At 41.2% G+C, this 13,554-nt stretch carries 5 protein-coding genes, 1 tRNA gene, 2 rRNA genes and 1 riboswitch; of the genes, 5 read left to right on the forward strand and 3 right to left on the reverse strand.

What is annotated here, in order from left to right:
• Positions 1-120 precede the first annotated feature (120 nt).
• The 4 genes from ACLKML_RS13430 (at position 121) to metA (ending at position 4,563) form a co-directional block, all read left to right on the forward strand.
• Positions 121-3,010: ribosomal RNA gene (locus tag ACLKML_RS13430) — 23S ribosomal RNA — on the forward strand.
• Between the two features lie 141 nt (positions 3,011-3,151).
• Positions 3,152-3,267: ribosomal RNA gene (rrf, locus tag ACLKML_RS13435) — 5S ribosomal RNA — on the forward strand.
• Positions 3,268-3,359: 92 nt separating this feature from the next.
• A tRNA-Asp gene (locus ACLKML_RS13440) sits at positions 3,360-3,436 on the forward strand.
• A gap of 185 nt (positions 3,437-3,621) precedes the next feature.
• A complete protein-coding gene (gene metA, locus ACLKML_RS13445; RefSeq protein ID WP_413285724.1) occupies positions 3,622-4,563 on the forward strand; it encodes a homoserine O-succinyltransferase MetA in 942 nt (313 codons plus the stop codon).
• A 35-nt stretch (positions 4,564-4,598) separates the two neighbouring features.
• Here the strand turns inward: metA and ACLKML_RS13450 are convergent, their stop codons facing one another.
• Positions 4,599-5,879, reverse strand: a complete 1,281-nt coding sequence (locus ACLKML_RS13450) for a cation:proton antiporter (RefSeq protein WP_413285725.1) — start codon at positions 5,877-5,879, stop codon at positions 4,599-4,601.
• A 193-nt stretch (positions 5,880-6,072) separates the two neighbouring features.
• Here ACLKML_RS13450 and metH point away from each other — a divergent pair, with 193 nt between their 5' ends.
• Positions 6,073-9,753 (forward strand): methionine synthase, encoded by a 3,681-nt coding sequence (gene metH, locus ACLKML_RS13455; protein ID WP_413285726.1) that lies wholly within the window; start codon positions 6,073-6,075, stop codon positions 9,751-9,753.
• Between the two features lie 151 nt (positions 9,754-9,904).
• Here metH and lysC read toward each other — a convergent pair whose 3' ends face one another.
• Together lysC and ACLKML_RS13465 are read right to left on the reverse strand one after the other, a co-directional pair.
• Positions 9,905-11,257 (reverse strand): lysine-sensitive aspartokinase 3, encoded by a 1,353-nt coding sequence (lysC, locus tag ACLKML_RS13460; RefSeq protein ID WP_413285727.1) that lies wholly within the window; start codon positions 11,255-11,257, stop codon positions 9,905-9,907.
• A gap of 96 nt (positions 11,258-11,353) precedes the next feature.
• A riboswitch (Lysine riboswitch) is annotated at positions 11,354-11,532 on the reverse strand.
• A gap of 180 nt (positions 11,533-11,712) precedes the next feature.
• Complete coding sequence (locus tag ACLKML_RS13465; protein ID WP_413285728.1) at positions 11,713-13,488, reverse strand: Wzy polymerase domain-containing protein; 1,776 nt, start codon at positions 13,486-13,488, stop codon at positions 11,713-11,715.
• Positions 13,489-13,554 lie beyond the last annotated feature (66 nt).

Here is a 13,554-nt window from a genome sequence, read left to right on the forward strand (position 1 = left end):
AAATCGAACGTTGTCTCGCTCATTCAAATAATGAGACAACAATAAACACCTTGGTTGTTTGCCATACGCTTATTTATCGTCACGTAAGTGACAATAAAAAGAAACCTCTTCGGGTTGTATGGTTAAGTGACTAAGCGTACACGGTGGATGCCTTGGCAGTCAGAGGCGATGAAAGACGTAATAACTTGCGATAAGCCCAGATTAGGTAGTAATAACCATTTGAGTCTGGGATTTCTGAATGGGGAAACCCACTAGCATAAGCTAGTATTATTAACTGAATACATAGGTTAATAAGGCAAACCCGGGGAACTGAAACATCTAAGTACCCGGAGGAGTAGAAATCAACCGAGATTCCGAAAGTAGCGGCGAGCGAAATTGGACTAGCCCTTAAGCTTTTAATGATGCAGGTGAAGATTCTGGAAAGTATCGCGATACAGGGTGATAGCCCCGTAACCGACACGTCATTTTAAGTGAAAACGAGTAAGGCGGGACACGTGATATCCTGTTTGAATATGGGGGGACCATCCTCCAAGGCTAAATACTACTGACTGACCGATAGTGAACCAGTACCGTGAGGGAAAGGCGAAAAGAACCCCTGTGAGGGGAGTGAAATAGAACCTGAAACCGTGTACGTACAAGCAGTAGGAGCACCTTTTTGGTGTGACTGCGTACCTTTTGTATAATGGGTCAGCGACTTATATTTAGTAGCAAGGTTAACCGAATAGGGGAGCCGTAGGGAAACCGAGTCTTAACTGGGCGTCGAGTTGCTAGGTATAGACCCGAAACCAGGTGATCTAGCCATGGGCAGGTTGAAGGTTGAGTAACATCAACTGGAGGACCGAACCGACTAATGTTGAAAAATTAGCGGATGACTTGTGGCTAGGGGTGAAAGGCCAATCAAACCTGGAGATAGCTGGTTCTCCCCGAAAGCTATTTAGGTAGCGCCTCGGACGAATACTACTGGGGGTAGAGCACTGTTAAGGCTAGGGGGTCATCCCGACTTACCAACCCTTTGCAAACTCCGAATACCAGTAAGTACTATCCGGGAGACACACGGCGGGTGCTAACGTCCGTCGTGGAGAGGGAAACAACCCAGACCGCCAGCTAAGGTCCCAAAGTATAGCTAAGTGGGAAACGATGTGGGAAGGCTCAGACAGCCAGGATGTTGGCTTAGAAGCAGCCATCATTTAAAGAAAGCGTAATAGCTCACTGGTCGAGTCGGCCTGCGCGGAAGATGTAACGGGGCTAAGCTATACACCGAAGCTGCGGCAATGAAGTTTACTTCATTGGGTAGGGGAGCGTTCTGTAAGCCGTTGAAGGTGAACTGTAAGGTTTGCTGGAGGTATCAGAAGTGCGAATGCTGACATGAGTAACGATAATGGGGGTGAAAAACCCCCACGCCGGAAGACCAAGGGTTCCTGTCCAACGTTAATCGGGGCAGGGTAAGTCGACCCCTAAGGCGAGGCTGAAAAGCGTAGTCGATGGGAAACGGGTTAATATTCCCGTACTTCTTATAATTGCGATGGGGGGACGGAGAAGGCTAGGTGGGCCTGGCGATGGTAGTCCAGGTTCAAGGGTGTAGGCTAATTTCTTAGGTAAATCCGGGAAATTGTTAGGCTGAGACCCGATGTCGAGTCACTACGGTGATGAAGTCATTGATGCCATACTTCCAGGAAAAGCCTCTAAGCTTCAGATTATAAGGAATCGTACCCCAAACCGACACAGGTGGTCGGGTAGAGAATACCAAGGCGCTTGAGAGAACTCGGGTGAAGGAACTAGGCAAAATGGTACCGTAACTTCGGGAGAAGGTACGCTCTTGACGGTGAAGTCCCTAGCGGATGGAGCTGTTGGGAGTCGCAGATACCAGGTGGCTGCAACTGTTTATTAAAAACACAGCACTGTGCAAAATCGTAAGATGACGTATACGGTGTGACGCCTGCCCGGTGCCGGAAGGTTAATTGATGGGGTTAGTCTTAGGACGAAGCTCTTGATCGAAGCCCCGGTAAACGGCGGCCGTAACTATAACGGTCCTAAGGTAGCGAAATTCCTTGTCGGGTAAGTTCCGACCTGCACGAATGGCGTAATGATGGCCACGCTGTCTCCACCCGAGACTCAGTGAAATTGAAATCGCTGTGAAGATGCAGTGTACCCGCGGCTAGACGGAAAGACCCCGTGAACCTTTACTACAGCTTGGCACTGAACATTGACCCTACATGTGTAGGATAGGTGGGAGACTATGAAACTTCGTCGCTAGATGGAGTGGAGTCAACCTTGAAATACCACCCTTGTATGCTTGATGTTCTAACTTAGTCCCCTAATCGGGGATGAGGACAGTGCCTGGTGGGTAGTTTGACTGGGGCGGTCTCCTCCCAAAGAGTAACGGAGGAGCACGAAGGTGGGCTAAACACGGTTGGACATCGTGTGGTTAGTGCAATGGCATAAGCCCGCTTGACTGCGAGAATGACAATTCGAGCAGGTGCGAAAGCAGGTCATAGTGATCCGGTGGTTCTGAATGGAAGGGCCATCGCTCAACGGATAAAAGGTACTCCGGGGATAACAGGCTGATACCGCCCAAGAGTTCATATCGACGGCGGTGTTTGGCACCTCGATGTCGGCTCATCACATCCTGGGGCTGAAGTCGGTCCCAAGGGTATGGCTGTTCGCCATTTAAAGTGGTACGCGAGCTGGGTTTAGAACGTCGTGAGACAGTTCGGTCCCTATCTGCCGTGGGCGTTGGAAGATTGAAGGGGGCTGCTCCTAGTACGAGAGGACCGGAGTGGACGAACCTCTGGTGTTCGGGTTGTCATGCCAATGGCATTGCCCGGTAGCTAAGTTCGGAATCGATAAGCGCTGAAAGCATCTAAGCGCGAAGCGAGCCCTGAGATGAGTCTTCCCTGGCACTTTACGTGTCCTAAAGGGTTGTTCGAGACTAGAACGTTGATAGGCAGGGTGTGTAAGTGCTGCGAGGCATTGAGCTAACCTGTACTAATTGCCCGTGAGGCTTAACCATACAACACCCAAGGGGTTTTGGCAGAAATTGTTCCAGACAATTTACTGCACTTCCTACATCCGTGTAGGTCGTGGACTCAAATAAAGAACATTGAATGTGTATGAGACTTTTATAATTAGCTTTCCGAATTTTAAAATTTTGCTTGGCGACCATAGCATTGTGGACCCACCTGAACCCATGCCGAACTCAGAAGTGAAACGCAATAGCGCCGATGGTAGTGTGGGGTTTCCCCATGTGAGAGTAGGACATCGCCAGGCTTTAATTCGCTTTTATCTTTTTTAGAGAAGATGAAGGCAAACATTAATAAAGCGTACCAATAAGACTTTATTAAGTGTCACCAATACCATGTGGAGTGGTAGTTCAGTTGGTTAGAATACCGGCCTGTCACGCCGGGGGTCGCGGGTTCGAGTCCCGTCCACTCCGCCATTTGGTATTGAAATCTAGTAAGAATTTTAAAAAGCCTCAACAGAAATGTTGAGGCTTTTTTGCGTTTTTATAATGTACTTAATTCCAAAATTCGTATGGATTTCTTTCTTTAGTAGTACTCGACAATAGTATCAAATTCGATTAATGTGGCTGTATAGACGTCTAGATAGCTTAAGGAGAAAGTAGTGCCAATTAGGATCCCAGATAGATTGCCCGCATCTGATGTACTGAAAAACGAGAATATTTTTGTGATGCCTATGTCTCGTGCTTCGACTCAGGAAATTCGTCCTTTAAAAGTGTTAATACTGAATCTAATGCCTAAGAAAATAGAAACTGAAACTCAGTTTTTACGTTTATTATCCAATAGCCCATTGCAGATAGACGTTGAGTTATTACGTATCGATGATAGGCCAAGTAAGAACACACCCAGTGAGCATTTAGATGATTTTTATCGTCAGTTTAATACTGTAAAAGAAAAAAATTATGATGGATTAATAATAACTGGTGCACCGCTTGGATTAGTACAATTTGAGGATGTTATTTATTGGGATCATTTAGAAACTATTATGACTTGGGCAGCCGAGCATGTCACCTCTACACTATTTGTTTGTTGGGCTGCACAGGCTGGGTTAAAGTTACTATATGACTTACCTAAAAAAACCCGCAAAGAGAAGCTTTCCGGTGTCTATACCCATCAAATACAACAGAAATATCACCCAGTTTTAAGGGGCTTTGATGATACTTTTTTAGCTCCTCATTCTCGTTATGCTGATTTTTCTCCTGAGTATTTAGATTCACATACAGATTTAGATATTCTTGCCACGTCAGATATTGCAGGTGTTTATCTTGCAGCGACGAAAGACAAGCGCAATGTGTTTGTAACCGGTCACCCTGAGTATGAATCTCATACGTTGCACAATGAATATATACGCGATTTAGCAGAAGGAATGGATCCAGCTATCCCCGTTAATTATTATCCAAACGATAATCCAGATAATGTACCGATAGCAAGTTGGCGAAGTCATGGCCATTTGTTGTTTTCAAATTGGTTGAATTATTGTGTTTATCAACAAACACCTTATGACCTCGAGCATTTTTCAGAAGAATACTTCACTAAAGATGATTGAAATTAAGGGATGCTAATTTAGCATCCCTTAATTGTTTAATCTTGAGGTTCACTCTTTTTTGCTTTATTGATCATAGAAGTAATAGTTGAACCCTGGATGAGTATTGAAAATACAACGACGGAGTAGGTCATTACCAAGATAATTTCACGGACATCAATATTCTTATCAGGCACAACCAGAATTCCAGCAGGAACCGCCATAGCCATAGCAAGCGCTAAACCTCCGCGTAATCCACCCCACGTCAAAATTCTAACTGACCAAGGATTATAACTTCTAAAACGATTAAATAGCGTGTAAGACAAAGCAACACTCGTGTAACGACAAGCGAGAACTAATGGGATAGATATAACCATTAAAATCCAATCTTCAGAATGAAATTCAAAGGTTACCATTGATAAACCAATTAACAAAAATAGTAGGCCATTTAAAAACTCGTCAATCAATTCCCAAAAATGGTCAAGGTGATGTTCACTTTCTTTTGAAAAACCTTTTAATCTGGTCCAGTTGCCTATCATTATTCCTGCTATCACCATAGCTAAAGGGCCTGAAACATGAATAACGTCAGAAAATACATAACCAGCAGTCGGTATTCCAAGAGTTAATAACAGCTCCATAGAATGGTCGTCAGTAGAACTAATCAAGTAATGGAAGAGTAAGCCAAGTGCGGCTCCATAAATAATTCCCCCAATTGCTTCATGTAAAAATAATAATGTAACCGAGCCTACAGTTGGGGTTTCGTTACCAAAAGCGATGGTAAAAAGTGTTACAAAGATAACCAAACCGAATCCGTCATTAAAGAGTGACTCTCCTTCTATTTGAGTCGAAATTCTTTTTGGCGCGTTAAGTTTTTTGACTATAGCAAGAACCGCAATTGGATCTGTTGGAGAAATAAGAGCACCAAATAATAGGCAGTAAACTAAGGCAAACTCTACACCAATTAGCCAGTTAATCACTGCAAATAATATGAAGCCGATCAAAAATGTAGAGACTAATGTTGCACCTAAAGCCAGTAGTGTAATTTCCCATTTTTGATCTCTCATATTACTCAGGTTTATGCCCAAGCCTCCGGCAAAAAGTAAAAAACCTAATACCCCTTTTAATAGAAAATCTTCAAAATTAATGCTATCGATGGTCTCTTTCGCTAAATCATTTAGATCAAACCAGCCATTTTGCCCTGCAATAATCATAAGTAATGATAGAACCAACGCGCCTGCGGTGATTGCTATCGTAGTTTGAAGTTTGCCAAATTTTGAGTTGATAAACGCAATCATCATTGCTGCAGCAGCTAAAAAGCACAGTGTATTGTAGACACTCATTAAATCGTTCCAATTTTTGTATTCGATAGATGGATTCTCGTTCTAAAAGACAACTTTATCAACATAGATAATAAAAAATTGTTTTAAAGACTGATGGTTAACCATAATCCTATTTTTGTTCTGTTTAGACGTCTAGATTTCTACTCGTTGTGTGATAGGATGTCTGCAAAGTTAAAAATATTGAGGCTTAAACGTGTCTGGAAGTAATTTACGAGAAACAATAGAACAACAATTAAAACAGCGAATATTACTCATTGATGGTGGCATGGGCACCATGATTCAAAACCATAAACTCGAGGAAAAAGACTATCGAGGAGAGCGTTTTGCAGATTGGCATTCAGATTTAAAAGGTAATAATGACCTTTTAGTTTTAACTCAGCCTGAATTGATCGCAGATATCCATCGTGAGTATCTAGAAGCGGGTGCAGATATCCTAGAGACCAATACGTTCAATGCGACCAGTATTGCGATGGCCGATTATGATATGCAAAGCTTGAGTGGAGAAATCAATTTCACCGCTGCTAAATTAGCAAAAGCAGCTGCGGATGAATGGAGTGCAAAAACGCCAGAGAAGCCTCGCTATGTTGCAGGGGTGTTAGGTCCGACTAACCGTACCTGTTCTATTTCTCCTGATGTTAATGATCCTGGTTTTCGTAATGTTGATTTTGACGAATTGGTTGAAGCGTATTCAGAATCAACCAAAGCACTTATCAAAGGTGGCGTTGATTTAATACTGATTGAAACTATTTTTGATACCCTAAATGCTAAAGCCTGTGCATTTGCTGTAGAAGGTGTATTTGAAGAATTAGGTATATCGCTACCCATAATGATATCTGGAACCATTACTGACGCATCAGGTAGAACATTATCAGGTCAAACGACCGAAGCGTTTTACAATTCTCTACGCCACGTAAAGCCTATTTCATTTGGCTTAAATTGTGCGTTAGGTCCAGATGAGCTACGGCAATATGTTGTCGAAATGTCGCGTATTTCAGAATCATTTGTTTCCGTTCATCCTAATGCAGGTTTACCCAATGCTTTTGGTGAATATGATCTCTCTCCTGAAGATATGGCTGAGCATATTTCAGAATGGGCACAAAGTGGTTACGTTAATTTAGTGGGTGGCTGTTGTGGTACAACGCCGGAACATATTCGTCAAATGTCACAAGCAGTACAAGGTGTTCAACCACGTATATTACCGGACATTCCTATAGCCTGTCGTCTTTCTGGTTTAGAGCCAGTAACTATTGATAAAAATTCACTATTTATTAACGTGGGTGAGCGAACTAATGTAACTGGTTCAGCACGATTTAAACGCTTGATCAGAGAAGAATTGTACGATGAAGCGTTAGAAGTAGCTCGGCAGCAAGTTGAAAACGGCGCTCAAATTATCGATATTAATATGGATGAGGGAATGCTTGATTCAGAATCGTGTATGGTGCGTTTTTTAAATCTGTGTGCAACTGAGCCTGAAATCTCCAAAGTACCAATTATGGTCGATTCTTCTAAATGGGAAGTGATAGAAGCTGGGCTGAAATGTATCCAAGGCAAAGGCATTGTAAACTCTATCTCGCTAAAAGAAGGTAAGGAAAAGTTTGTTCAGCAAGCAAAACTAGTTCGTCGTTATGGAGCAGCTGTCATTGTTATGGCTTTCGATGAAGTCGGACAAGCAGATACACGAGAGCGTAAACTCGAAATATGTACAGAAGCTTATCGAATTCTAGTTGATGAAGTTGGTTTCCCGCCTGAAGATATTATCTTTGATCCTAATATTTTTGCTGTTGCTACCGGTATAGATGAGCACAATAATTATGCCGTTGACTTTATCAATGCCGTTGCTGATATTAAACGTGACCTTCCTTATGCGATGATATCGGGTGGGGTGTCCAATGTATCGTTTTCATTCCGAGGCAATAACTATGTGCGTGAAGCTATACATGCCGTCTTTCTTTATCACTGTTTTAAGAATGGCATGGATATGGGTATTGTTAACGCGGGTCAGCTGGAAATATACGATAATGTTCCAGAGAAACTGCGTGAAGCAGTTGAAGACGTGGTATTAAATAGAACCGATAAAGGCACTGAAAATCTGTTAGAAATAGCAGATGAATATAGAGGGAATGCGGTCGGCAAAGAAGATGACGCTTCTGCATTAGAGTGGCGCAGTTGGCCTGTAGAAAAGAGATTAGAACACGCGCTAGTCAAAGGTATCACCGAATTTATTGTAGACGATACTGAAGAAGCAAGAGTGAATACTGAGAAACCTCTGCACGTTATTGAAGGTCCGTTGATGGACGGTATGAATGTAGTGGGTGACTTGTTTGGTGAAGGGAAGATGTTCTTACCTCAAGTCGTTAAGTCTGCTCGAGTTATGAAGCAAGCCGTTGCTCATCTTGAACCTTATATCAATGCGTCTAAACAAGTGGGCAGCACTAACGGAAAGATCTTACTTGCCACAGTAAAAGGTGATGTACACGATATAGGTAAAAATATTGTCGGGGTGGTTCTACAGTGTAATAACTACGAGATTATTGATTTAGGTGTAATGGTTTCTTGCGAGCAAATACTCAAAGTCGCTAAAGAAGAAAAGGTTGATATTATTGGTCTGTCAGGCTTGATCACGCCTTCACTTGATGAAATGGTGCATGTTGCCAAGGAAATGGAACGGCAAGGATTTAACCTTCCTCTTCTGATTGGTGGTGCAACTACATCGAAAGCTCATACAGCGGTTAAGATAGAGCAAAATTATAGTTGTCCTGTGGTTTACGTTAATAATGCTTCCCGTGCAGTTGGTGTGTGTTCTTCGTTATTATCTGATGAGCTTAGACCTGCCTTTGTTGAAAAACTTCAACAAGATTACGTGACCGTTCGTGAGCAACATGCCCGTAAAAAACCAAGAACGAAGCCAGTTTCTTTACAAAGAGCAAGAGATAACAAGGTTAATATTGATTGGCAAGCTTACACTCCACCTGTTCCAGCTAAATTAGGTGTTCATGTTTTTGAAGATTTTGATGTGGCGACTTTAAGAGATTATATTGATTGGACGCCTTTCTTTATGACTTGGACGCTTATGGGTAAATATCCTAAAATTTTCGAACATGAAGAGGTAGGCGAAGAAGCGAAACGGTTATTCAATGATGCCAATGCTTGGTTGGATAAAATTGAACATGAAGGTTTGCTTAAAGCCAGCGGTATTTGTGCGCTATTGCCTGCAGCCAGTATTGGAGATGATATTGAAGTTTATACCGATGAATCTCGGACTAAAGTAGCAAAAGTCCTTCATAATTTACGCCAACAGACAGAAAAACCGAAAGGCTTTAATTACTGTTTAAGTGATTACATTGCACCTAAATCCAGTGGTAAAAAAGATTGGATTGGTGGTTTTGCTGTTACCGGTGGTATAGGTGAAAGAGAGCTTGCCGATAAGTACAAAGCCGCAGGCGATGATTACAACGCTATCATGGTTCAAGCGGTCGCCGACCGTTTAGCTGAAGCATTTGCTGAATATTTACATCAAAAAGTGCGTACAGAAATTTGGGGTTATGCACTAGATGAAAATTTATCAAATGAAGATCTTATCCGAGAAAAATACCAAGGAATAAGGCCTGCGCCTGGATATCCTGCCTGTCCTGAGCATACCGAAAAAGGCTCACTGTGGGAGCTTCTTGACGTAGAAGAAAAAATTGGTATGTCGTTGACTTCAAGTTACGCCATGTGGCCAGGTGCGTCAGTTTCAGGTTGGTATTTTTCTCACCCTGATTCTAGATTCTTTGCTATTGCTCAGATACAACCGGACCAAGTAGAAGATTATGCAGAGAGAAAAGGCTGGGATCGGTTAGAAGCAGAAAAATGGTTAGGTCCAAATATAGATTAGGTTCTTACTTAAACTAGTGCAATGATAATGAAAAGGCTTAGTGTGAAAACTAAGCCTTTTGTTTTAAAGTTATCTCACTAGAAATAAAATTTTCACGAATCTAATTTCATAATAAGTTTCTATATGAGGCTATTATTTTAAAAGCTTAGCGCTAACATTCAAAAAGTTCTTGGTGTAATTTTTGGATGACTTTTCTAGAGTCATTTGAATGAACTAAAAAACATAAGTTGTGTGGGCTTGCACCATAGCAAATCATGCGCAAGTTAAACTCTTCTAACGTACCAAATACTTTTTTTGCATAGCCTTTACATTGGCTCATATTATTACCAATGAGAGCAACCAAGCATAAATTTTGCTCAACCTCTACCACACAAAGTTGTTCTAATTCTTTTCTTACTTCTGCTGGTAGTTCAGGTGCACCACCAGAGGTATTGGTTTGGTCAAGCGTTAGTGAAACACTTACTTCTGAGGTAGTAATGAGATCGACAGAGATTTTGTATTTGGCTAAAATTTTAAAGACCTCAGCCAAAAAACCATAAGCATGAAACATATTTGGGCTACGTAGCGTAACCATTGTTTGATTACTGCGTAATGCTAAAGCTCTAAATAGAGGGGAGCTCTCTACCTCTTGTCGTATCCAGGTTCCGCCTTTTTCTGGTACTTTTGATGAACCTACAAATACAGGGATTTCATGACGAAGCGCAGGCACCAAAGTGGAAGGGTGTAGAATTTTGGCACCAAAGTTGGCCATTTCAGAGGCTTCACTAAAACTAATTTCAGCAATAGGTGAGGCTTTTTCGGCAATTCTAGGATCGGTTGTATAAATTCCAGGAACATCGGTCCATATTTCGAGCCCTTCAGCTGCTACTGCTTCTGCTATAAGTGCAGCGCTATAGTCACTTCCACCTCGACCAAATGTTGTGGTGTTTCCTTCTTTATCTGCGCCAATAAAGCCTTGAGTGACGACAACATGATTTTGACACAAAGGGACGAGTTTTTCTTTAGCGAGCTCTGAAATAGTGCCTAGTTCTGGTTCTGCTTTACCAAAAAAACTATCGGTTCTCATTATTTCGCGAATGTTAAATCGAACAGCATTTACTCCTCGTTCAACTAATATTTGAGTGAGTATGTGGGTCGACATACGCTCACCATACGCGACCATGTGATCGGTAAGTTTATCGCTGCTTTGAAACGAGGCCGCTTCTGCTGCTGACGCGACACTTTTTAATAATGAGGCGACGGCTTGTTTGGTTTTATCTGGGTCAGCAAGTTGATCTGTAATGGCATAATGAATTACTTCAAGTTGTTTGATAATAGTTTGGCGACGTTGATCGTCTTGAACACCATTAGCAAGCTCTACTAATAAATTAGTTACACCAGAACAAGCACTACTAACGAGGAGTTTGGTTTTTGGATTATTCTCGATAATTTCGGCACAACGACTCATGGCTTCGAAGTTGGCAACACTTGTTCCACCAAATTTTGCTACATTGAATGCGCTCACGGCATTTCTCCCTGTATATGGTCAAATTAACAGTTTGTTTTTGTTATATTGAAGAGAGATTTCTAGAGCAGAGGAAAAGCATTAATTATCTATGCGGACCTCAGAAGCTCTTCACCAAACGAAATTTAGTGACAATTGGTAGGATTCAGCCTACTCAACCGACAAATATTCACACTCAATGAATGTTTATCTCGGCATTGCTCCCCCTGATTGCTTTGTATTGGAGTTGAGGCTCCACAAAGCAGCTGCCTGGGCAATGCTCCTCTTCTGTTATAAAGTATAATTTTAATTGCTAGATTGTTTTATATCGCTGTGAGGCGAATGTCTAAAATCTGACATCAGAAATTAGAAGGTTTTATTGAACGATTTTGTTATGAAAAAGTCAATTGTTAAAATAGATAATTATACTAGCAGTACACAGTTTCTAATATTTAAGGTGAAAAGAGCTTAAAACGTTATTGGTCGGTGACTTCTTCCGTATTGTTTTCTTCAGGTAATGAGTTATCTATCGGATCAATATTTATTGTTGAAAAATCGTCATTCGGAAAAAGGAAATTGGCTTCGGTTCGGATTTGCTCCGCTTTACTTATTTCACCTAATCCTAAATAGGCAAGGATTAAATGTCGATAATATTGTTCTCTAGGGGTATGTTTTATCGCAATGATAGACCAGTTAATATATTGAATTATTAGATCTCTATTTTTATTTACTAAACCTTGTTTGAGCAAGTTACTATGTAGTTGCCAGTCATATTCGATTTTTTGTGATACTGGGTAAATAGCTTGGGATAGTATTGTTATATCTTTTGGGTATGATTTTTCGAATCGGTACAGAGTAAAAGTAGTCTGCAACGCTAGCATCATGTAAGTTGTTACAATTAAAGGAATAATTAAGGCGATATTTTTAATAAATATTCGGCTGATCGTAGATAGCGAAAAAACGTGATATTTTGAGGTTCTTTGATCTACCCAGTAAAGTAAAATGATTAATACTAGCCAGTGGGCGGCAGATGAGTAGAAAGGCATTCCCGTTTGGCTATGAATGATAATAGGGATAAATAAACTGAATATGGCTAATCGAGTGCCTTTTCGAGCTGAATAGATTTTAAATAAGACCATTAATGCCGCAAAAATAAGGCCAATGATAGGGACAACTCCACCCTCGATACCCCAATAAAGAGATTCGTTTTGTGGATGTTTAACAGAGGTATACCCTGGTGGGTAATTGGGATTTAATTGATGTTGTCTTGCGGTATATAATGCGTATTCTGGTTCAGTTTGACCGTAACCATAACCAGTAAACGGTTTTTCAATCAACATATCAATAGCTTGTGGGAATAGAATTGTTTTCGATATTGTTGGCGTTTTCGAGTCGGGAATTTGATGCCCGATAGTAGATAATAGAATGAGACCTAATCCTACACCAGCAATGGATAGGGATACCCAACCACCTAATCTTTGTCGAGTGGAAAATCGGTACAGATAGATGGCAACGAAAACAAAACCGATAGCGGTTCCAATCCATTCCAATTCTTGACTTAGTAATATCAGTAATGGGATGGTAAAAATCGGCATCAAATAAAGAAAGAGCGTGCGGCTGATTCGTTGACCATACTTTCGTTGCTGTCTTGCTAGTAGGTAGCCAGAGAGTATGACACCAGTTGATAGGAAACTCACCATAACACTTAGCTGTTGGAAAATGCCAAATGGAAGCTGAGTAAAGTCGTTGTAGCCAATAATGTCTTTTGGAAGTAAACCAAATAACTGCATGTAACCTAATATCGCTTGCATTGCCGTTGCAATGACGATAAACCAAAGTAACCGTTGCTTATGTTGATTACTTAGACGAAATTGTTGAAGTATGAAGAAGAAAAACCATCCAGACCAAAGGCCGATTAATCGAGGTAGCGAGCTCATCCAATTATTAGCTAAAGGATAAAAAACAGGCAGTGTTAGAAAAATACAAGTTATAAAGAGAACCATCGATAGCTTTGAGTAACGTACTTGTCGAGTTTTTGCCATATGGTATAAACCTATAGCAATAACAAAACTCAGTGCTAACCAAGTGCTGATATTAAAAGGGAGAGCTAAGCCTGTTCCGCCTAAATTAGCAATATATAAGTGCATGGCTATGAGAAAGATAAAGCCAACTGAATACATAAATTTTCGGTTCAGTGGTGCTTTAGCTTTGTTTTGAGCTAATTTTGTACCACTAAGGTGAATGATCGCCATTATTACATCCCTAAGTATAAAAACGAGCGGTGCTCGTTTTTATACTTTACCTTTTTTTCTTATTAC

The sequence above is a fragment of the Vibrio sp. MA40-2 genome, assembly GCF_047302445.1.
Classification (GTDB): domain Bacteria; phylum Pseudomonadota; class Gammaproteobacteria; order Enterobacterales; family Vibrionaceae; genus Vibrio.

Bases quoted from the DNA above. Each gene is read 5' to 3' on its own strand.
- ACLKML_RS13450 (WP_413285725.1), bottom strand. From the start codon at position 5,879: ATGAGTGTCTACAATACACTGTGCTTTTTAGCTGCTGCAGCAATGATG.
- ACLKML_RS13465 (WP_413285728.1), bottom strand. From the start codon at position 13,488: ATGGCGATCATTCACCTTAGTGGTACAAAATTAGCTCAAAACAAAGCT.